This window comes from Klenkia taihuensis (assembly GCF_900112525.1).
In the GTDB taxonomy this organism is placed as follows: domain Bacteria; phylum Actinomycetota; class Actinomycetes; order Mycobacteriales; family Geodermatophilaceae; genus Klenkia; species Klenkia taihuensis.
The window spans coordinates 104,293-124,881 of record NZ_FOMD01000005.1 but is presented as its reverse complement, the minus strand read 5'-3'; the positions used below and the strand labels follow the sequence as shown (position 1 = coordinate 124,881).

At 72.0% G+C, this 20,589-nt stretch carries 22 protein-coding genes; 20 read left to right on the top strand and 2 right to left on the bottom strand.

Annotated features, from left to right (window positions below; all coding sequences use genetic code 11):
• Positions 1-17: 17 nt before the first annotated feature.
• The 11 genes from BM158_RS19630 (at position 18) to BM158_RS19580 (ending at position 10,270) form a co-directional block, all read left to right on the top strand.
• Positions 18-944, top strand: coding sequence for a hypothetical protein (locus tag BM158_RS19630; RefSeq protein ID WP_229827355.1), 927 nt, complete (start codon positions 18-20; stop codon positions 942-944).
• Positions 941-1,645, top strand: coding sequence for an SAF domain-containing protein (locus BM158_RS19625; protein ID WP_091563644.1), 705 nt, complete (start codon positions 941-943; stop codon positions 1,643-1,645). Before BM158_RS19630 ends, BM158_RS19625 begins: the two co-directional genes overlap by 4 nt.
• Positions 1,645-2,418, top strand: coding sequence for a CpaE/TadZ family protein (locus BM158_RS19620; RefSeq protein ID WP_091563642.1), 774 nt, complete (start codon positions 1,645-1,647; stop codon positions 2,416-2,418). Before BM158_RS19625 ends, BM158_RS19620 begins: the two co-directional genes overlap by 1 nt.
• On the top strand, positions 2,415-3,827 hold the full coding sequence (locus BM158_RS19615; RefSeq protein ID WP_091563640.1) for a TadA family conjugal transfer-associated ATPase: 1,413 nt from the start codon (positions 2,415-2,417) through the stop codon (positions 3,825-3,827). Before BM158_RS19620 ends, BM158_RS19615 begins: the two co-directional genes overlap by 4 nt.
• Before the next feature lie 173 nt (positions 3,828-4,000).
• The gene (locus tag BM158_RS19610) at positions 4,001-4,684 is read left to right on the top strand and encodes a type II secretion system F family protein (RefSeq protein ID WP_229827446.1); all 684 of its coding nucleotides are present in this window, start codon (positions 4,001-4,003) and stop codon (positions 4,682-4,684) included.
• Between the two features lie 29 nt (positions 4,685-4,713).
• Positions 4,714-5,574 (top strand): type II secretion system F family protein, encoded by an 861-nt coding sequence (locus BM158_RS19605; RefSeq protein WP_229827356.1) that lies wholly within the window; start codon positions 4,714-4,716, stop codon positions 5,572-5,574.
• Between the two features lie 25 nt (positions 5,575-5,599).
• Positions 5,600-5,818, top strand: a complete 219-nt coding sequence (locus tag BM158_RS19600) for a hypothetical protein (protein ID WP_091563634.1) — start codon at positions 5,600-5,602, stop codon at positions 5,816-5,818.
• 12 nt (positions 5,819-5,830) lie between these two features.
• Entirely contained in the window at positions 5,831-6,259 is a 429-nt protein-coding gene (locus tag BM158_RS19595) for a TadE family protein (protein ID WP_091563632.1), read from the top strand.
• The gene (locus BM158_RS19590) at positions 6,256-6,684 is read left to right on the top strand and encodes a TadE/TadG family type IV pilus assembly protein (RefSeq protein WP_091563630.1); all 429 of its coding nucleotides are present in this window, start codon (positions 6,256-6,258) and stop codon (positions 6,682-6,684) included. The genes BM158_RS19595 and BM158_RS19590 overlap by 4 nt, the downstream gene beginning before the upstream one ends.
• A gap of 26 nt (positions 6,685-6,710) precedes the next feature.
• Positions 6,711-7,085 (top strand): hypothetical protein, encoded by a 375-nt coding sequence (locus BM158_RS19585; protein ID WP_229827358.1) that lies wholly within the window; start codon positions 6,711-6,713, stop codon positions 7,083-7,085.
• Complete coding sequence (locus tag BM158_RS19580) at positions 7,082-10,270, top strand: LysM peptidoglycan-binding domain-containing protein (protein WP_091563626.1); 3,189 nt, start codon at positions 7,082-7,084, stop codon at positions 10,268-10,270. The genes BM158_RS19585 and BM158_RS19580 overlap by 4 nt, the downstream gene beginning before the upstream one ends.
• A 254-nt stretch (positions 10,271-10,524) precedes the next feature.
• On the opposite strand, the gene BM158_RS19575 is transcribed toward BM158_RS19580, so the two are convergent.
• The gene (locus tag BM158_RS19575) at positions 10,525-12,201 is read right to left on the bottom strand and encodes a hypothetical protein (protein ID WP_091563624.1); all 1,677 of its coding nucleotides are present in this window, start codon (positions 12,199-12,201) and stop codon (positions 10,525-10,527) included.
• A gap of 237 nt (positions 12,202-12,438) precedes the next feature.
• Here BM158_RS19575 and BM158_RS19570 point away from each other — a divergent pair, with 237 nt between their 5' ends.
• From BM158_RS19570 to BM158_RS22895, 3 genes are all read left to right on the top strand, one after another.
• Complete coding sequence (locus tag BM158_RS19570) at positions 12,439-12,789, top strand: hypothetical protein (protein WP_131802086.1); 351 nt, start codon at positions 12,439-12,441, stop codon at positions 12,787-12,789.
• A 102-nt stretch (positions 12,790-12,891) separates the two neighbouring features.
• Positions 12,892-13,398 (top strand): hypothetical protein, encoded by a 507-nt coding sequence (locus BM158_RS19565; protein WP_308430541.1) that lies wholly within the window; start codon positions 12,892-12,894, stop codon positions 13,396-13,398.
• A gap of 9 nt (positions 13,399-13,407) precedes the next feature.
• Complete coding sequence (locus BM158_RS22895) at positions 13,408-13,677, top strand: helix-turn-helix domain-containing protein (RefSeq protein ID WP_091563620.1); 270 nt, start codon at positions 13,408-13,410, stop codon at positions 13,675-13,677.
• Between the two features lie 17 nt (positions 13,678-13,694).
• Here BM158_RS22895 and BM158_RS19555 read toward each other — a convergent pair whose 3' ends face one another.
• On the bottom strand, positions 13,695-14,714 hold the full coding sequence (locus BM158_RS19555) for an ATP-dependent DNA ligase (RefSeq protein WP_229827359.1): 1,020 nt from the start codon (positions 14,712-14,714) through the stop codon (positions 13,695-13,697).
• A 283-nt stretch (positions 14,715-14,997) separates the two neighbouring features.
• Here BM158_RS19555 and BM158_RS19550 point away from each other — a divergent pair, with 283 nt between their 5' ends.
• The 6 genes from BM158_RS19550 to BM158_RS19525 all read left to right on the top strand — a co-directional run bounded on the left by BM158_RS19550 (position 14,998) and on the right by BM158_RS19525 (position 20,583).
• Positions 14,998-15,756, top strand: a complete 759-nt coding sequence (locus BM158_RS19550) for a hypothetical protein (RefSeq protein ID WP_091563618.1) — start codon at positions 14,998-15,000, stop codon at positions 15,754-15,756.
• Between the two features lie 416 nt (positions 15,757-16,172).
• Complete coding sequence (locus BM158_RS21595; RefSeq protein ID WP_131802085.1) at positions 16,173-16,640, top strand: hypothetical protein; 468 nt, start codon at positions 16,173-16,175, stop codon at positions 16,638-16,640.
• Positions 16,637-16,927: a hypothetical protein gene (locus tag BM158_RS19540; RefSeq protein WP_091563613.1), complete on the top strand. Its 291-nt coding sequence runs from the start codon at positions 16,637-16,639 to the stop codon at positions 16,925-16,927. The genes BM158_RS21595 and BM158_RS19540 overlap by 4 nt, the downstream gene beginning before the upstream one ends.
• Positions 16,927-17,754 (top strand): hypothetical protein, encoded by an 828-nt coding sequence (locus tag BM158_RS19535; RefSeq protein WP_091563610.1) that lies wholly within the window; start codon positions 16,927-16,929, stop codon positions 17,752-17,754. The genes BM158_RS19540 and BM158_RS19535 overlap by 1 nt, the downstream gene beginning before the upstream one ends.
• Complete coding sequence (locus BM158_RS19530) at positions 17,747-19,096, top strand: type IV secretion system protein (protein ID WP_091563608.1); 1,350 nt, start codon at positions 17,747-17,749, stop codon at positions 19,094-19,096. Before BM158_RS19535 ends, BM158_RS19530 begins: the two co-directional genes overlap by 8 nt.
• Entirely contained in the window at positions 19,093-20,583 is a 1,491-nt protein-coding gene (locus BM158_RS19525) for an SCO6880 family protein (protein ID WP_229827360.1), read from the top strand. The genes BM158_RS19530 and BM158_RS19525 overlap by 4 nt, the downstream gene beginning before the upstream one ends.
• Positions 20,584-20,589: the final 6 nt, after the last annotated feature.

Below are 20,589 nucleotides of genomic sequence, written 5' to 3'. Positions count from 1 at the left end.
GGGCAGGCCTAGTCGGCTTGCTGCTCGTCGCCGCCCTGGCACCGGCCTCGGACGCCTGGGCAGCCCCCGCCGAGTGCCAGCAGTACACCGCGCACGGAATCTGCGTCGTCACTGCCGCGACGAACAGTCAGGGCGGCGGAACCGCCAACACCCCACCGACGAACGGTGGCGGCCCGACCACGACGACGACCGCAGTCTGCACCGACACCCGACTGGGCGTGACGGTCTCCTGCTCGTCGGCGGCTGGCTGGTGGTCGCAGGCCAAGCAGTGCTACGTCAGCCCCCTTGAGAACCCCCCGGCATTCAGCTCCCCGATGTGGGGTGGCCGCACCGACGGCGCCCTCTACTACTGCACGCCGTTCACCAACGGGGTCTCCTTTCCTGGCACGAACGGCTACACCTTCTGGTCCGCCACACCTCCCGCCGGACCGGCCGCCATCGACCCCGCCGTCCTTGCGCAACAGGCGCTGAATACGGTTGTCCTCCCGTCGCCGTCGGCTGGTCGCTACCCATCCGGGACCCTCACCGACGGGCGGCCATTCACCGTCGTCAACGCCCACACCTGGTTCTGGACAGACGCAGACGCCTACCGACCGACGTCCGCGCGGGCCGACGCCGGCGGAGTGTGGGCTGAGGTCACCGTGACCCCGACCGCCCTCACCTTCAGTCCCGGCGACGGCGCCCCAGCTGTGTCGTGCTCCGGGCCTGGGACGGCGTGGCAGCCCGCGGCCGGGGTCTGGAGCCCTTCGCCCAACGGCTGCGACTACCGCTACCCCCGCTCGTCCCTGGGCGAGCCCGACGGGAAGGTCACGGCCGTGTACGGCATCCAGTGGTCGATTGCCTGGACATCCTCGACGGGCGCCACCGGCACCCTCCCGCAGATCACGACGACCTCCACTACGCAGTTCGCCGTGGTCGAGGCGCAGACAGTGGTGACCCGGTGACCGCACAGATCAACTCGCGGCCAGCTGCCGCGCCGCGCAGGGAGGAGAACGCCCTCCCGTCCGCTGCCCCGGTTCAGCTGACGGCAGCGGCCAAGCGGCGAGTCAGCCGCAAGACGCTGTCGCTCGCCGTCCTTGTCGTCCTGCTCGGCGGCATCCTGGCCTACACGGCAGCGCAGATGCTGACGACCCGCACCGACGTGCTCGCCGTCGCCCGCGACGTCCCGGTGGGCGCCACCCTCACCGCCGCCGATCTGGTGGTCGCCAGCATTCCGGACGACCCGGCGCTCGCCCCGATCCCGGCGGACGACCTCTCCGACGTGGTCGGGATGGTCGCTGAGGTGCCTCTGTCCCAGGGCTCCCTGATCACGACCGGACAGGTTGGCACAGGCAGCGATCTGGCGGCCGGCGAGGTACTGGTCGCCCTTGCTCTGCAGGACGGCCAGTTCCCCGCCCGTGGGCTCAACCCCGGTCAGCAGATCCTGGTGGTCCCGACCCCCGGGACAACCGGGGTCACGACGAATGCCGGGACCAGCGAGCTGCCCGATCCCGTCGAAGCGACGGTTGCGGAGGTCGGCCCGGTCAACGCGACGACACAGGTCACCGTGGTCGACGTCCGCGTGGCCCAGGCCGACGGCGTCGCGGTCGCCGCACTGGCGTCGACCGGCAACCTCGCGGTCGTCGTCCTCGCCGGGGGGGCCTAGTGCTCATCGCGGTCACGGCAGGCAAAGCCGCACCGGGCGTGACCACGTCGGTCTGCGCCCTGGCGTCGCACTGGCCGCGGGCCCTGCTCCTCGCCGACTGCGACGTCGCCGGGGGAGACATCGCTCCCGGTCTGATGACGGGCCGGATCGGGGCGGACACGGGCCTGTTGTCCTGGTCGACCGCCGTCCGGCACGAGGCCGGCGCCGCGCCGGCGGCCTCGGCGCTGTTGAGCCATGCGGTGCAGGTCCCCGAGCACCCGATGCTCGGTCTGCTGCCGGGCTTTGGGACAGCTGCTCAGGGCGCCTCCTTCACCTCCGCGACGTGGGAACGGCTCGCCGCCGCACTGGCGACCGCGGAGTCCTCGCTGGGCCGTGACGTCCTGGTCGACACCGGGCGCCTCGTTGGAGACCGGGGATGCTGGCCGGTCCTCCGCTACGTGGATCACGCCTTGCTCGCCGTCCGACCGAGCGTGCGGTCGGTGCACGCGGCCCAGGACGCACTGCGTCGGCTCCGCGCAGAACTGGGTGACCTCACGACCGTCTCGGCGCTGGTCATCGGCTCCGGCCCCTACTCCTCGACCGAGGTCGCCGGTGCGCTGGGCGTTCCTCTCGGTGGGGAACTGCCGCACGATCCTGCCGCCGCGTCGGCGCTGTCCGACGGTGTGCTGACAACCGGTCGCGGTCTCCGGCGTTCACCACTCATGCGGGCGGCCTCCGGCCTTGCCCAGCACCTGGCCACGGCCGGTGTTCGCGGGGCGTCGGTGCCGGCGTGACCGCGCACCTCAGCGACCCCGGGCTCGACCCCGAGCTGACCGAGAGCGACTACCGCGTCGTCACCGAGCTGCGGCAGCGCGTCTCCACCCGGCTCAGCGCCGAGGATCGCAACTACGCGCCAGGGCCACGCCGTGAGCTCACCCGCAAGCTGATCGGCGACGAGTACGCGCAGTGGCTGCTGCACGAGGCCAACAGCGGTCGTCCAGCGCCGGCGGGTCTGCTCGAGGACAAGTTGGTCGCTGCCGTGCTGGCCGAGCTCGACGGGCTCGGGCGCCTCGCGCCACTGCTCGCCCGGCCCGACGTCGAGGACATCCACTTCGAGGGATCCGAGCGCACGATGCTGAGGACCCTCGACGGCTCGCTGGTGCCCGGTCCACCCATCGCTGCCTCCGACGAGGAGCTCGAGCAGCTGCTCCGTGCAATCGGTTCCCGGTCCGACGGTGGCCAGACCAGCCGCGAGTTCTCCTCGGCCAGCCCCATCCTCAACGTCCGCCTGCAAGGGGTGACGCAGCTCGGCGCGCGCCTGCAGGCCGCCATGGACGTGCTGCCCCGTCCAGCAGGTGTCATCCGTATTCACCGCTTCGCCGACCCGAGCCTGGCCGACCTGCATCAGATGGGCATGGTCGACGCACCCGTTCGAGCCTTCCTGACCGCAGCCATCCAGGCCGGCATCTCCCCTCTGGTGTCCGGTGCTCCCGGGGTCGGCAAGACCACCCTGATGAGAGCCCTCGGCAACGCGATCCCGTGGAACAACGTCGTCGTCACGGTCGAGGACGAGCGGGAGCTCGGACTGCACCTGCCGCGATGGGACGCCGACCAGCGCCGCTACGTCTCCCGGCATGCCGTCTGCCGCCCCTTTGAGTCGAGACTCCCGAACGCCGAAGGTCGGGGGGCCTTCGACATGGGCGACGCGCTGCACCTCGCCCTGCGTGCGTCGCCCACCTGGGTCCTGGTGGGGGAGGTCCGTGGCGCCTACGTGACGTCGCTGCTGGAGGCTGCGACCAGCGGCATCGCGTCGGTCATGTGCACGATCCACTCCCCGTCGGCGGGCGGGATCTTCGACAAGGTGCTCATCAACGCACTGAAGGCTCACCCGGCACCTTCGAGCGAGCTGGTCCTGCGCTCGCTGGCGGCCCTCGGCCTGGTCGTCCACGTCGAACGCGATCGCTCCTACAACCGCTACGTCTCCGGCATCTACGAACTCGGCGCCGTCGGGGACTCCGGTCGTCCCGACCTGAACCCGGTGTTCGCACCACGAGCCGGCGATCGTCGAGCCCAGGCCACCGGAGCGGGGATGCTTAGCCCTGCGCTCCGTGAGCGGCTCGACTCGGTCGGGTTCGACCCGGAATGGCTGCACCCAGCTGTTTCCGACTGGCCCCCACTCGGAACCAGTGAGGCTCTGCGATGAGCAGCGGCACGTGGCTGATGACCGTCGCCGGGCTCCTCGTTGCCGCCGGAGTCGTGCTGGCGATCGGTGCCGTCCGAGGGGTGACGCTGAGATCCGGTACTGGGCGGGCAACTCGCCGGTCTCGGCTCAGGTTCACCCGCCTTCACGGTGGGGCGGGGGTCGCCGGCGTCTTGGTGCTGGCGCTCACCGGTTGGCCGGTAGCCGCCCTCGCAACGGCGGCTGCGGTCGTGTTCGTGCCGTCCGTCGTCGGCGGCGGGAAGGAGTCCCGCCACCTCATCACGGTGTCCGACGCGCTGGCCGACTGGACGCGTCGGCTGGCGGACCTCATCAGCTCAGGTGCGGCCGGTTCCACGCGGGAGGCGCTGCGCCGTTCCCTCGACTCGGCACCGCTCGCCATCCGCCCGGCCGTCGCCGACCTGGTCAGCCGCATGGGTCCCCAGGGCGTGGAGACGGCGCTGCGGAGGTTCGCGGACGACGTCCGTGATCCGGCCGCGGACAAGATCGCGATGGTGCTGATCCTCCGTGAGCGCAACGGCGGACCGGGACTTGCCGAGGTCCTCACGGCGCTGGCCACCGACCTCGACGAGCGGTCCCGGATGATCCGAGAGGTCGAGGCCGAACGGGCCAAGCCCCGGTCGAACATGCGGACGATCGTCATCACCACCGGGCTCGTCGTCGTGGGCATGCTGCTGTTCGCACGGACCTTCCTGTCGGGCTACTCCAGCCTTGGTGGCCAGCTCGCCCTCCTCGTGGTCGCCGCCCTCTTCGGTGCGGCGTTGCGGTGGATGCGGGCGCTGTCGGCGCCGCCGACCTGGCCGCGGGTGCTCGCCGATCGGTCCGTGGAGGTTGCGCGATGAGCGCCCTTCAGCTGGCCACGCTGGCCGGGATGCTCGTCGCCGGCGGGGCGGTGCTCGCTGTCCGGGCCCTCCGGCCGTCGCCGCCCGCGCTCAGCGCAGCCCTGGAGCAGCTCGCCGTCCGCCCGGGGACCCGTGTCCACGCCGTCGGTGAGGCCCGTTCCCGGTCAGGAATGCTTCCGGGTCGGTGGGTCCGTGAGGTCGAACAGCGGCTGGGAGTCACCGACGCCGACCTGGCCATCCTGGGGAGCAGCAGGACGGAGCTTGCTGCGCGCAAGCTCAGCCTCGCCCTCCTCGGGCTGCTCGCTCCGACGGCGCTCGGCGTGCTGGTCGCCGTCCTCGGGGGCCCGGCCGGGGCGGTCATCCCCGTGGCGGTGGGCCTGGGCCTCGCCGCCGTCGGCTGGTTCCTCCCGACCGCAGAGACACGGGAGCGAGCCCAGCTCGCCCGTGCCGAGTTCCGGACCAACCTTGAGTGCTACCTGACGCTCGTGGCGGGTGAACGGCGAGCCCGCGGCTCGGTCGAGCAGGCGCTCGAAGAAGCAGCCCGGGTGTCCGGCAGCGAGCCGTTCCGCCGGATCCACCAGGCCGTACGACGGGCCGCCCTCGCCGGCCGCAAACCATGGACCGACCTCCGCGCGCTGGGCGACGAGCTGGACGTCGAGGAACTCCGAAGCCTGGCCGACATCGCCGCGGTCGCCTCGGACGGAGCCTCGGTCTACAACACGCTGCTGGCCACGGCTCGCACACTGCGCCACGCCGAGCTGGCCGACGCGCGGACGCAAGCCAACGAGATCAGCGAGCGCATGGCCCGGCCCCTGGCCCTCCTCGTGACCGGCCTGACCCTCTTCGTCCTCGTCCCGTTCCTCATCCGCATGTTCACCACCGCGACCTGAGCACCGTCGTCCCCAGGAGAGACCCATGTCCCGCACCAGCAACCTCACCGACCGAGCGAGCCACGCCGTCCAGGTCGGCATCTACGCGGTCATCGCGTGGCTCCGTGCCGACGACGTCACCGACGACCGCGGCTCCGACTCGTCGGAGAAGGCGTTCATGGTCATCCTCGCCATCGCCCTCGGTGGGGCGGTGACCGCCGGGGCCGTCGCCTTCGTGACCGGCAAGATCGCGCTGTTCCAGTAGGCGCAACGCACCATGAGGATCGGGTTCCGGGGAGGACGGCGCGGTGGCGCCGATCCACGGGTTGAGCGTGGCTCGTCGAGCGTCGAGTTCGCCGTGCTCTTCCCGGTCCTCGTCATGGTGCTGCTGGCCGGCCCGCAGCTCGGGCTCTGGTACTTCGCCCACGACGCCGCCGAGGCAGCCGCCGCAGCCGGGGCCCGCGCCGGGAGCCTGGACGACGCCCCAGCTGGCGCCGGCCGGAGCGCAGCCGAGGCGTACCTGGCGGGCCTGGGCACCGGCACCATCACCGACTACCGGGTCGACGAGGCGCGGACTGCCACGTCGGTGACGGTGCACGTCGTGGCCGACGTCCCGAACGTGATCCCGCTGCCGGGCTTCGTCCCCGTCGTCGACGTGGCCGTCGCGCAAGGACTCGAGCGGTTCACGACTTCGGAGAACCCATGACCAGACCCCGAGGCGAACGCGGATCGGAGTCGGTCGAACTTGCCATCCTGCTCCCTGTCGCGTTCCTCGTGCTCGCACTCGTGGTGGCCGGCGCCCGGGTGGCGCTGGCCGGGAACCGCATCACCGGCGTAGCCGGCATCGCTGCGCGAGAGGCATCGGTCGCACGGTCGCCCGCCGCTGCGCAGACGGCGGCCACGCTGGCCGCCACGCAGGCCCTGGACGACAGGGAGCTGCACTGCCGCTCCATCACGGTCGACGTCGACACGTCCAAGTTCTCGGCAGCCCCCGGGGACGGAGCCTCGGTGTCCGTACGCGTCGGCTGCACCGTCGACCTGTCCGACATCGGCTTCGCGGGGCTACCCGGGTCGCGCACGTTGGACGACGTCGCGGCCAGTCCGGTGGACCCGACGCGAGGCACCTCATGAACCCGACGCGGGACGAGCGGGGGTCGGTGTCGGTGCTGTTCTGCTCCGTCGTCCTCGTCGCAGGCATCGTCGTGACTGCGCTGGTTGATGCCGGCGCCAACATCCAGGCAGCCAACAGGGCCGACAGCGCCTCCGCCGAAGCGGCCAGGGCTGCTGCCATTGCGGTGGGACCGGTGCCGACCGGCGGCTCACGAGACACCCAGTTGGCTGTCGCTGCCGCGGATGCCTACCTGAGGCAGACCGGGGCCAGTGGGTCGGTCCGCGTGCAGGGGCCGGGGTTGGTCGAGGTGACCGTCACCGTCACGGACTCGACGCCGCTGCTCGGCCTGCCGGTCCGCCAGACCCGCACGCACAGTGCTCAGCTCGAAGTGGGTCTCGTCGACGGGGAGCCGGTCCGATGACCACCATCGCCAGGGTCATGCGGGGACTCGGTGCCCTGGCGCTGCTGTTCGGGGTCGTCGCCGGCGTGCCCTTTCTCCTCGTGTTCCTCGGCCTCGGCCCGATGGCGGCGCCGTCGGTCCACGAGGTCGGTGCGGTGCTCACTTCGCGGGACGACGGCCAGGTACTGCGTGCCGTCCTCGCGGCGGGGGCGTGGTTCTGCTGGCTGGTCTTCACCCTCGCGACCGCCGCGGAGGTCTGGGCACTCATCCGCTCACGCCCTGCGCCTCGGCTACCCGGACTGGCCGGTGTGCAGGGCCCGGTAGCTGCTCTGCTGGCAATGGTGGTCGTCGGGCTGAGCGTGTCCGGTACGGCGGCACCGCTCGCCGCATCCTCGGCGACGGCCCGGCCCCCTCTGCCGGTCGCCGCTGCGGCCGTGGCGGTCTCCCAGCAGGCTCCGCCGGAGGCGGCTCGGACAGCGCCCGTGGCTGACGCAGGAACCGGACCCGAGTACGTAGTGCAGCGCCGCGACACCCTGTGGGCGCTTGCCGACAAGCACCTCGGTGACCCTCTTCGCTATCCGGAGATCGTCGCGCTCAACGAGGGGCGCATCGGGCCGGACAACCACATCGTCCCGGGCACGGCCCTCGCCTTCCCGGGTGACGCCGTCGGGCTGAGCACAGCCGAGGCGCCTGTAGAGGACGCCCCCGCTGTCGACATCGTGGTCGAGCCAGGCGACAGCCTCTGGACCATCGCAGAGGACGCCCACGGGGACGGCGCGACCTGGCCGAGTGTGTGGGAGGCCAACGCCGGGCGGACCGAGCCCGGGGGAGAGGTCTTCGACGACCCGGACCTTATCCATCCAGGCTGGACACTCACAGTTCCAGGCCTCCCTGATCCCGAAGATCCGGCCCCGGGTCCGAGTGACAGCGCACCAGCGCCGCCCAGCGAGGGCACGCCCTCGTCCGCCCCGCCGACCTCGACCCCTAGCCCCCCGGCATCTCCGACAGCCGTTCCGCCGACGCCGACGTCAGTGGCCCCAAGACCGACCCCTTCGTCAGCTCCGGGCACGACAGCGCCGTCCGACGGAGGGACGGCGTCCGAATCCGAGGTCGACAGCGGCGCGGTGGTCGCCGCGGCGGCCGGCGTCGCATCTGTGCTCGGGGCGGTGTCCTTCCTGGCCCTCCAGAGGTACCGCCGGCGTCAGTTCCGGCATCGTCGTCCGGGCCGGGCAGTCCCGGTGCCGCCACCCCACCTCGCCGCGGTCGAACGCTCGCTGGTGGCTTCAGAGGGCGTCGACGTCGCCTTCCTCGACAGGGCGTTGAGAAGCCTGGCCCGGCGCGACCGCACCTCCACGGCGCTCCCCGAGATCCTGGCGGTGAGCGTGTCGGCGGAGGCCGTGCTGGTGCGGCTCGCGGAACCGATGCATGCCGCCCCGGCACCGTGGGTCGCGGACGCGGCAGGTACGCGCTGGTCCCTGAGCCGGGAGGCGCATACACCTGATCATCACCGAGGCGGGCGAGGCCCTGCACCGTTCCCCGGCCTCGTATCGGTGGGGCGCTCACGGACGGGGGACCACTGGCTCCTCGACCTCGAGCAGGCGGGCGTGCTCCGGATAGCGGGGGACCCCCAACGGGCGGCCGACCTGCTCCGGTACATCGCCGCCGAGCTCGCCCACAACACCTGGTCCGAGATGCTCCTGGTGGACGCAGTGGGCGTCGGCGACGAGCTGAGCCAGCTGAACCCCGATCGTCTCCGGCTGCACGACAGCGGGGATCACGCGGTGACCCAGTTCGGCAGGCTTCTCGCTGATCGCCGCGCGGCCGCCACCGACGGAGCGACGGATGCGTTGCGCGCCCGTGTCGACGACATCGAGCCCGACGCCTGGGCGCCGCGGGTCCTTTTGCTTGGCGACGACTCCGCGGAGACGCTGCAGCTCGAGGACACCCTGGCCGGCATCGGTCACCGCACTGGTCTCGCCCTCGTCATGGCGACGAACGCAGGGGGTCCAGGGCTGCGGGCGACCATCGACGACGCCGGCGTCCTGGCCGTTCCCGAGCTGGGGCTCGAAGTCGTGGCGCATCAGATGCCGATCGACGAGGCTGCTCCGCTGGCCCAGCTGCTCGCGCACGCGGCTGGTCTGCCGGACCACGCGCCCTCGCCCGGGGACGCCGGCAGCCCGGTCGCAGCCGGGCACTGGGGGGACGGCGAGCCAGCCGACGAGACGAGGGGCAGCCGCCCACAGGTGGTCGAGGGTCTCGTCGACTCGGTCCTGCCTCTACCGGACGACGCCTACCTGGCCACCGCAGCGACCACCTCGCCCGACGTCCACGTGCTCGCACCCGCGACCACGCCGGCACGACGCGAAGCAGCCGCGTCAGGGGACCCGAACCTCGACCGCGACCTCGCCCACTGGAATAACCCGCGGTCCGGTCGTCCCAAGCTGACCATCCTCGGGCCGGTGCGTGTCGAGGCACAGGGACGCCTGCCGGAGCGGAACCCGAGGCGCCAGTTCTACACCGAGGTGATCGCCTACCTCGCGACACGCCCGGATGGCGCGACGAGCGAGCAGTACGCCACGGCACTCTGGCCGGACGAGCCCGACGTCATCGGCAAGACGAAGGTCCGCCAGTCCATCTCCGTCGTCCGCACCTGGCTCGGGACGGACGAGGACGGTGATGCTTTCCTGCCCTCCGGGCTGACCGCAGCTGCCGGCGGCCGGTACCGCATCAAGGGTGCGCTCGTGGACGCGGACCTGTTCCGGCGTCTGCGCGCCCGGGGGCTGGCCCGCGGCGCTGACGGGATCACAGATCTGCACGCGGCGCTGGACCTGGTCCGGGGCCGCCCGTTCGAGCTCCCGGACATGCGTGTTCGCGGTGTGGGCGGATACGGCTGGCTGCTCGACGACGGCAACAGGATGGACCTCGAACTCGCCGCGGTCATCGTCGACGTCGCCCATGTCGTGTCCACCCACCACCTCGGCAACGGAGAGCCTGAGCGGGCCATCGCCGCGGCGCAGGTAGCCCTCCGGTCAGGGACGTACGAGGACGTGCCCCTGCTGGACCTGGTCGCAGCGTGCGATGCCCTCGGCAACAGTGCTGAGGCCGACGCCTTCGTCGCGCGGATCCTCGCCAACCACGATGCCGAGGTGGAGGAGGACCTGCCCCCGCGAACGGCGGAGGTCCTTTTCCGCCGTTCGCGGCGATGAATGATCCTTCGATGGTCTAAGAGCCCCCGTGGCCCGCCAGTCGCCTCATCGGCGAGCAAAAGCCCCTCGACGCACTACCGCTCGCCCGAGGCACCTGACGGGCCACGACCTGCTGCAGCGGCACGGCAGCCACCGGCACTCCGGCAGGTTGGTCGAGCGGGAGCTGCTGCGTGCCCTCCACTACCTGCACGGCGGGCTGCGCCTGCCTGCCAGTCTTGCCGGAGGGCAACCACGACGGCGTGCCCCCGCAACGGTCAGCCGGCGGAAGGCAGACCGACGATGGGCCGGTACTCCGGACCTAGCTGGTCAGCTGCCCGGATCATGAAGACCTTCTTGCCCTCCGTGCAGGTGAACCTTGCGACGGCCTCGACATTATCGGCGGCGGCGAGGGCCTCGAGCTCGTCACGGTTGGTCAGGTCGACCGAGGGTGACCAGAGGGCCAGACCGGGCACCTTGTACGTGTGGCCGTCGAGGGTGACGGTGAAGCTGTCCGGGGCGGCGTAGATGACCCCCGGTCCAGGTGGCACCGAGTCCAAAAAGGCCCGGATCGTCCCGGCGGTCAGCGGTGCGCTCAGCCCGTCGTAGGGCAGTTGGCCCGGGGTGCCGCTGAGGGCAGCGGCCATCGCCAGCAGCTCCCGGGCCTCCTGGTCGGTAGGCAGCTCCGCCGGAATGGGGACCAGGGTGCCCAGATGGCCCTGCAGCACCTCTAGTGCCTGCACGAGCTGGTACAGCTCGGGGATGCCCTCGGGGGCGTTGCCGGCCGCTCCGCAGGACATGAACGGCACCGGTCCGCGGCGCAAGGACAGGGTGTCCCCGCTGCGGGCGAAGGCCACCAGCCGCAGGCCGGGCAGCGCGTCGTGGGGGTAGGAGCTGGCCAGCGGCTTGAGGCTGAGGGTCAGCGAGCCGGTGGCGGTGCCCTCGCCCTCCTCGACCAGCTCCAGGGTGCCCTCGAGCAGCCCACTGTCATCGGTGCCGGTCAGCGTGGACCCGCTGTGCCCGCCGACCCGCTGGGTGAAGGCGAATGGCACCGACACGGTGTCGGTGACTCCGGGCCGCTCAAGGACCAGGGTGCCGCGGAGCGGCAGGCCGGTGTTGTTGGGGATGCTGATCAGGCGCAGCTGGCTCACCTGGCGGCTGGGCTCGCCGAGCAGCCGCTGGGTCGCCTCCGAGGCCGCGGTGACGCGCACCTCTTCGACGAACCGGCCCGGGATTTCCACGTCGCCGCCTAAACGGAACCAGCGCAGCAGCCGCTCGTGGGCCTCGACAGCCTCGGGGTCCTCACCGGGGAACCGGAAGCGTGGGGTGAGTTCAACGGGGTCTTCGGTGGGGGCGTCCTCGCGCTGCGCGGTGAGGGTGGTCGCTGGGCCCCACGGGCTGTCGCCGACCTCGAGCCGCCAGTGAGGCGAGATGGTGTCTCCGAGGTCGTGCAGAGAATTCAGCCGGGCCAGGTAGTCGTTGCCGGTCGCGAGCGCTTCGCGTTCAGCACCGGCCTGTAGGGCGCGCCGCAGCAGCGTGTAGTTCGCTCCCTCGACGTAGCTGATCAGGCTTTCCCGGCCGGCGACCTTGCCGTCGAGCCAGTCCAAGCCGAACCATTCCAAGACGACGTCGGAGAACTCCGACTTCAGCTTGTAGAACCAGTCCAGCTCCGCCGTGGTCGGGTCCAGCGGGATAACCAGGACCCAGCTGAACGGCTCATGGAGCTCGACCGCGCGCGCCAGCGAGGCCTTGATCTGCCGCTTCTGCTTAGACGTCAGCCGCTTGGCGAAGGACTTGACCTCGTAGATGGTCAGCCCGTCTGGGCCGTCGTGCCGAAGGTCCTGCGCGAGGTCTCCACCGCTGCCATCGATACCGGTCGCGCCGCAGGCCTCCCGGACGAGGATCTTGGCGACGCGTTCCACCTTCGCCGGGTCATACGCAGCCCAATCCAGCACGCGCCCATCATTGCGGTGCTCACCGACAGGAAACCCGCATCGCGCACCCATCGGGCGGCTATCACCGCGCCTGTCTGTGCACACGCCAAGTCTGACGCGCGTCAAGGTGACCCGGATTGGCGTGCAACTCCTGGTTGTCAGGCCATCAGGGTTGGCCCGCCGGGACCCACGACGAGGACACCCCGATACAGGTTCTCAGCCCCGCACGGCGCGGCCGTCTCGGCAACTATCGAACGCATGTGCGAATCTGTCCAGGTGGGGACGAACCGTCGTTATCCAGACGCCGGTGCACGGCGTGGGCAGGAACGCCGGCTACAGGAGATCCGCCTGCAGGGGCGGCTGCAGAGCCTGACGGAGGAGCAGCTCGATCTCGACAACCAGGCTGTATCCATCGCCCCCGAGCGGGCGACGATGTGGGGGCTTGCCTGGCTGCGCTTCGGCGACGCCGACATCCGCTGCCCGGTCCGGGTCAGGCGATGGACCGACGACGCCGTAGGGGTCGAGGTGGACGTCGGGACCGAGACATTGCGCTGCTGGGTCTGGCAGGGGGCAGTTCAGCGCACCGCGGGTCGTCCGCCGGCTGGATGATCTGACCGGTTGCGCGTTGACCCCCGTGGGTGACACCCCCGCCGAGGAGCCCCAGCGGCGGGCACACTCGTGGGCCGCCAGTCCTGTCGATCACGAGGAGCAGTGAGGACCGTGCTGTTCCCGCCTCGCGCGGTCGACCTGGACCCTGTCGACCTGCAGAACGCGCTGCTGCGCGTCGCGGTTGGTGACTACAGCGCCGAGGCCGCCGTGCTGTTGCTGGTCAACGACGGCTACTGGTTGCCCACCCTTGCCGGCGCGGAGCTGATCGCCGTGGACTACGACGACGACCCCGCAGGACCACCGACAGGCCGGCCCGCCGGCATCGGCTGGGCGCAGGTCGCCTGGACAGACCTGGACGCGGCGGTCCGGCAAGGGCGGATCGTGGGGTCGGCCGGCCAGCTGCGTCTGCTGCGCGCAGCCGCATCCCTCGCCGAAGGTCAGCCGGTGGCCCTCGGCGACCTCGCCGCAGGCCTGGACCGGCCGCGCCTGGCTCTGCTGCTCGCCGCCATCGCCCACGCCGGCGGTAGCCATGAGCACCGCAGCACCGGGGTCGTCGGCGACGTGGGTGACCCGGTCCCGCCGTTGGTGCCGTGGCCTGCGGGGGAGTGAGCGACGTCGATGGTCTATCCGCCGAGGCCACAGCTGGCACCTGAGCCGGAGTTCGCCGGTACCTCAGTCGACGGCAGGTTCCTGGATCGCGAGCTGCGCGCGCGGCTGGACGCCTACATTGTCACGGCCTACACCCAGGGCCGGTCGCTGCGGGAGATCGGTGAGCTCGTCGACCGCTCGCAGACCGCCGTACGACGCGTTCTGCATGCACACGACGTTCCGCTGCGTCCTGTCGGTGCGGCCCGCACCGGCGCCCGGCGACGGTCTCAACGGACCTGACGTCGACGGACGAGTCCTCAGATGGTGGGCACGTCCGCGGGCCCGAGGTCGGGGCGCATCCGCACGAACCGCAGCGGGTGCCGGAACACGCCAGCGGTCAGCGCGGCGTCGGCGGACACCTCGGCCACCCCGGTCGGTTCGACCCGCAGCATCGGCACAGAGAGCCGACCCCCGCCGAACGCGCCGGTGCCGATGCGCTCGGGCCAGGGGTGGTCCTCGTCGGCCGGGGTCAGCGCCGCGGCCAGTTCGGCCGACTGAGCCCGGTTCAGCGGGGTCGACCGGCCGACGACGCGCAGCTGTCCGTCGAGGTAACGGCCGGCGACCAGTTGGCTGGGTCGCTCCAGGGAGCCGAGGACGCCGCCGACGACGACCTCGGTGGTCTCCCGGGACTTGACCTTGAGCCAGTCCCGCCTGCCGGGTAGGTATGCACCGCCGGCGGCCTTGACCACGAGGCCCTCCACGCCGGCGGGCCGGTAGTCGGTCATCCAGGTCAGTGCTTCGTCCCGGTCGTTGGTCTGCGGGCACAGCTGCATCGGCGGTGACCAGTCCGCCGCCAGGCGCTCCAGCCTCCGACGACGCTGGACCAGGGGCAGGCGTCGCACGTCGCGGCCGGCGTTCGACAGGACGTCGAAGACGACGAGGGACGCTGGGTGCGCGCGGACCAGCGCCTGCAGACCGGACAGGCCGATGACGAGCCGGCGCTGCAGCAAGCCGAAGTCGAGCCGGTCGTCGGCCCAGATGACCACCTCGCCGTCGACGACGGTGCCGGGTGACAGTTGGGCGGTCGCTGCGCGGGCGATGTCGGGGAAGCGAGCCGTGAGGTCCTTGCCCTGCCGGGACCACAGCCGAGCACCGTCCGTCTCCCGCACCACGACGAGGCGGAAGCCGTCCCACTTCAGCTCGTACGCGCAGCCTCCAGGAAGGCTGTCGGCGGCCGGCACCTGCTCGACGGCTTTGGCGAGCGCCACCGGTACCGGCCCGGCCAGACCTCCCGGCGCGGCGCGCCGTGGTCGGGGCAGGCCAGCCGGGCTCGTCACGAGGTCAGCCTGTGGTCCGGGTAAGTGTGCCGCCGAAGGTTCAAGCGCTCGGACTACCCCGCCGGGTGATTCGCGGGCGTGTCCGTCACTGCCTGCAGTCCGCACGGGAGGTTCTGCAGCGGTCACCCTCGCGGGGCCTTGTCACCCCGGCCGGGTCGTGTCACCCCCGGCTCGACGTCGCCACCGGGCGGGGTGACGGATGCCGGACGAGGCAGCGGGGTGACGGGCGCTCGAACGTCTCTTCGGAACGTCGTCGGCATCCACTGATGCCGGAGGCACCCGCATGTTCCACGACCCCACGATCGTCGGCAGTTGGCCGGCGCTCGTCGTCCGCGTCGACGCCAGCCGCACCCTCGAGCGCTGGGCGGAGACCGAGCCCGCACTGAGGGCCACCTCGACCGTCGCCGACGTCGTCCAGGCCTGCGCGGCAACCAGCGACCACGAGCGCAGCGACGCCGTCCTCGCCGCACTGGTGAGGCGGGCCGCGGCCGACAACGGCGCGGACGACGACGCGCTCGCCTTGCTGCTCCACCTGTTGAGCGGCCTGGTGTGGACCACGGTCCGTCAGCTTCAGGACCTCAGTCCGGACATCGTCGCCGTGGTCACCGGTGAGCTGGCCTGCCAGATCCGCCGGTACCCGTGGCGACGCCGACCCCGGTCGATCGCCGCGAACCTTCGGCACGACACCCGGCACGCAGTCCTCGCCGAGCTGAGGCCGAGGAACCGACGTCACCCCGAGCGCGGGGAGGTGCTCACCGCGGACGGCGACATCACCCGGCTGCAGCCCGCCGTCCCGACACCGGAGGCGGACGACGTCGACGTCGTCGAGTTGTTGCAGTGGGCTGTCGACTCCGGGGTCGACCCGCGCGAGCTGGAGCTGCTCATCGCGACCGAGCGGGGCCGACACCTGCACCCATCCGGCGGTGACGACATCGTCGCGGCCGAGCACGGCATCTCCACCCGCACCCTGTACCGCCGTCGGCGCAGGACGCTGGAGACGCTGCGGGCGGTCGCCCGCGACTACCTGGCAGCGGTCGCGTGAGCGCCGCCGGTGGTGTCGGGGGACCGGTCTCCGTGGGACGCGTCCTGGGGGTCGACCAGCAGCCCGTAGGTCCCTTGTCCGTCGCCGACGTGCAGCAGGTCATGCGACAGCTGCTCGGTCGGCAGGTACCCCAGGTCCGGGGTGACGTGGCCGGCGAGGCGGACCCCTGCTCCGACATCACCCCTCGCCCGAGCAGCAGCAATGGGTCGCGTCAGGTGTCGGTCATGGCCGGTCACCCCGGTGCTGGGTCCTCAACAGTCGCGCTCGCCCTGGCCGATGCGGCCGGCGCCGCCGGTCAGTCCGTACACCTGCTGGACCCAGCCGCCCCCGGGCGTTCGGGGCTCGTGGCAGCGGCAGCCGTGGAGTTGGGCACCGACCCGACTGGGACCTGGCTACGCGGACGGCGGGACGCTGTCGTGATCGAGCGCCGCGCCCTCGGCGAGAGCCCAGCACGCGACGGGGACAGCCACCTGGTCCAGGACGGGTTGACCGTGCTGGACCTCGGAACCGCGGAGTCGAGGTCGGCGAGCGGCTCGCCGACGATCGTGGTCTGCCGGGCGAACGTCCCAGGGGTGCGCCTCGTCGAGGAGCGGCTGCGGCAGTTGGCCGGCCGCCCGCTGCTCGTCGCCGCTGTCGGGCCGCAGGGATGGGCGCGCGAGGTCCGGGCTTCGGTCGGTCCGGCGGTGGACAATCTCCGCAGCGCAGGTCTCGTCGTCTCGGTTCCCTGGGACGCCCGCCTCGACGTCACCGGCCTGACGGACCGGCCCCTGCCACGGGCGTTGGTCGCCGCCGGTGCCCAGTTGCTCTCGCTCGCGCAGACGGTCGGTCACCTGCACCGTGGGCCCTTCACGGGGTCTCGTCGCATCGACGGAGCCATCCAGTGAGCGGCGGCCTCGGTGATCTCGTGCTGGCGGCCGCGGTGTGCCCGGCAGCCCCTCCCGGGGTCCAGGTCTACGCCGACCAGATCACGTCCTGGGTCAAGTGGGGCGTGCTGGCGGTGCTGGCCATCTGCTTCTTCGCCAGCGTCGGCATGCTCATCTGGGGGCGGGTGACCCACCACCCCCGCGGTGCGCGCCTCGGGATGGACGGCATCCTCATCTGCGTCGTCGGCGCGATCCTCTACGTCGTCGGCTACGTGATCGTGCAGTCCATCGTCGGGACGGGCTGCTGATGGCCCGCCGAGCGCAGCGTTCGTCCGGCACCGGCTGGAGCCGCCGACGCCTCGTCGGGCTGATCGGGTTCGTCGCCGTGGGCGTTGTCGTCCTCGTCGGGGCGGCCGCGGTGGGCCTTGTCCGAGCCGTCGAACCGGACGAACCCGTCGCTGCCGACGCGGCGCCCGTGCCGCAGTCCGGTGCGTCGGATGGCCCGAGCGGGACTGACCCTCGGAGCGCGCGAGACGAACTCAGCGATCGACCCATGCCCGTGGTCGACGAGTCCGCTGCGCGACCCGGCCCGGTCTCCACCCGTGACCCGGGCCCGGCCATCGTGCTCCCGGCGCCGACCACCACCGGGCCGGCGGGCGTCCCGACGGGGTTCCCCGCCACGCCCGAGGGTGCCCTGGCGCAGCTAGCAGCCATCGACCGGACCGCGTTCCAGTCCGGCTCCCTGGCCGGCGCCCGGGACGTGATCAGGGCCTGGGCCCTGCCGGGCGGGCCCACCACGACCAGCTGGTCGGTCGTGCACGCCATGGCCACCCTGTTCGACAGAACAGGAGTCTCCGGAGGCGGGTCCGACCGGCTCGCCATCGTCATGACCCCCCTCATGGGGCTCATCAAGGGCACCGTCGGACCCCATTTCGTCGTCCCCTGCGTCGACTTCGAGCTCGACGTCACGCTCGACCAGACGGCACGCGGCGCCGTCGCGGACTGCCAGCGGATGGTCTGGTCCGTCGACCGGTGGCTCATCGGCCCGGGAGTGGAACCGGCGCAGCCCCCGTCCGTGTGGCCAGGAACCGACCTCGCCATCTCCGTCGGCTACCGGGATCTCCACGATGGGTGAGGACGTCGTCGCGATCGACCTCAACCCCATGAGCTGGCTCGGCGACCTCGCCGCCGAGGCCGTCGCCGACGTGTGGACAGCAGCCATGGTCAGCATCTGGTCCGCCGGGCTGTGGCTGCTCGGTCTCGCCCTCCGGGTCATCGATGCACTCACCACACCGGACGTGTCCGAGACCGGGCCGATGGGTGCGGTCCTCCCGACCACGCTGTGGCTGGGCGCCAGCGTCGCCGTCGTCATGATGTTCGTCCAGCTCACCCTCGCCCTCGTGCGGCGGGATGGCCGGTCGCTGGGCCGGGTGGTCCTGGGGGTGCTGCAGTTCGGTCTCGTCTGGGTGGGCTACCTGGGGGCGGCCGGCGGGTTCATCCTCGCCGCGGCCGAACTGGCCCGCGGGATCCTTCGAGCGATGCTGGACGTGGACAGCCTGTCCGCCGTCGACCCCGCCAACTCCTGGCCTCGTGACGTCGTCGACGCCACCGCGGCCACGGTCCTCGGTCTGTCGTCGCTCCTGCTGGTCATCCCTGCGGCGTTCTTCTACGTGATCATCGCGCTCGTCCGGGAGGCGGCCCTGATCATCCTGATCGCGACCGCGCCCATCTCGGCCGGCGGGCTGCTCAGCGACAGCACCCGGTCCTGGTTCTGGAAGAGCCTGCGGTGGTTCTTCGCGAGCCTGCTCATCACACCGACGGCGGCTCTCATGCTCGGCATCGGCGTGCAGCTCTCGGCCGGCGTCGTCGCCGGCAACGGCGACTCCACCGCGCAGGCCGCCGGGACGGCCGTCGTCGGCGCCGTCATGGTGGCCGTCGGGGCCGTCTGCCCGCTCGTCCTGTTCCGCCTGCTCGCGTTCGTCGACCCCGGTACGGCATCGGGGTCCGCACTCCGACAGTCGTGGAGCGACGCGGGCGGGCTGTCGGGCATCGCCCGGAGTGGTGGTCACGGCAATGGCAGCGGGGCTGCTGCTGCCAGCGTCGGAGACGGCCGGTCGCACGGTGAGGCCGCTGCGGAGGCGCAGTCGGTCGGGCGGCTGGGGGCAGCAGCCGGTGCGGTCGGCGGCGCGGCGGCGGCAGGTGTGGGCGTCGTCGCCGCAGTCGCGCACCGCACGGTGGACCTCGCCGCAGACGTGCTCAACGCGGGAGGTGTCGGTCATCCGAGCTACCCGGCTGGCTCCGGGCAACGCCGCTCGCAACGGGCATCAGCTCCTTCGGGCGTCGGTGGTGCGACGAGGGACGCCGGGGGCGGGACCTCGACGTCTCCCGCGCCTCCGCCGATCCCCGGGCCTGACCCATGGCCATCAGCCGGCCCCGCCCCGGCCGGCACCGCGCCGCCCGCAGGGGAGAAGCCGTGAGCACTCCGGTTCGTTATGGCTCCTGGTCCGTCGATCGCGGCGCATCGTTCGGCGGCCTCGGCGTCGGGACCTGCGTCGGCGCGGCGGCCGCAGGCATACCCGTCTTCGCGGCCCTCGGCGCTCAGCGGTGGGCCGTGGCCGCGGCGTGGACCCCGGTGTGGGCGGTGTTCGTCGTCCTCGTCGCCGTGCCGGTGCGCGGCCGCACTCCGTTGCGCTGGTCGTGGGATGCCTGCCACCGGCTCGTCGGCGCGGCTCTCGGGTGGACCTCTTGGCAGTCCCGGTCCGCGGCAGGCGACGTCGACGACCTCGAGGACGCAGATCTGCCGGGGGTGCTGTCGGGGATCCGCACCCACGACGGACCACCGTTCGGCCCGCTGCTCTGCCGGCCCGCGGTGGTCTCGGACGACCGTGAACGCACCTGGTCCGTGGTGGCCCGCATCGCCCACCCCGGCATCGGCCTGGCCGAGGCCGACACCCGGACGCGGCTCGGGCACGGCCTGGCGGAGCTGCTGGAGAGCACCGCCACCGGCGAGCTCGTCTCGTCCTTCGCGCTGCAGGTGCGGACCGTGCCGGACGACGGCGCGGAACGGTCTGCCTGGCAGGCAGCGAACCGGCGGGCAGACGCACCGGCGCTGGCGCATGCGGTGATCGACGAGCTCGCGGACATCATGACCGCGGCCGGGGTCCGGCATGAGGCCTTCGTGACGGTCGTGGTCCCGGAACGGCGCATCTCCAGGCTCGCCAGGGAGGCAGGCGGCGGGACGGACGGCCGAGCGCGCGTGCTGTACGGCCTCATGTCGGAGCTCGAGGCGCGGTTGCTCGGACCTGTCGGCTGCTCGTCGGTGGCGTGGCTCGACTCATCCGGCCTCGCAGCTGCTGTCCGCACCGGCTTCGCGCCCGGTGACCGCGCCCGGTTGACCACCGAGGAGCCCGATCTGCCGATGGCCCTGGCCGGCCCGTCGTCCGCGCCGCCCCCGGAACGGCGCCACTACGAGCACGACGCATGGCAGTCGGTCACCTGCACCGTGCTGCTCCCCGACAAGGGGGCGGTCATGGGTGCGCTGGCCCCCGTCCTCGTTCCGACGGCCGCTGGTGAACGCCGTTCGGTGACAGTCTTCTTCGAACCGATCAGCCACACCCGGGCGGACAGGATGATCGGCGGGGAGTCGATGAGCTCCGAGCTGACCAACGAGATCCGCCGGCGTGGGGGCTTCCGGGTGCGCGCAGCGCACCGGCAGGAAGCCGCCAGGGTGGAGGGCCGGGACATCCGGTTCGCGGAGGGCAACGCGCTGGTGCGGGTTGCGGTGGCCGCCGCGGTGACGGTGCCCGCGACCTGGTCCATCAGCGACTTCGGACGACGGCTGGAGTCCAGCATCACCAACAGCGGGTTCAAGCCGCTTCGGTTGGACCTGGCGCAGGACTCCGGCTTCGCCGCCGCGTGCATCCCGCTCGGTGTCGGCCTGCCGCGTCGTCGGGGCGCCCGATGATGGTCT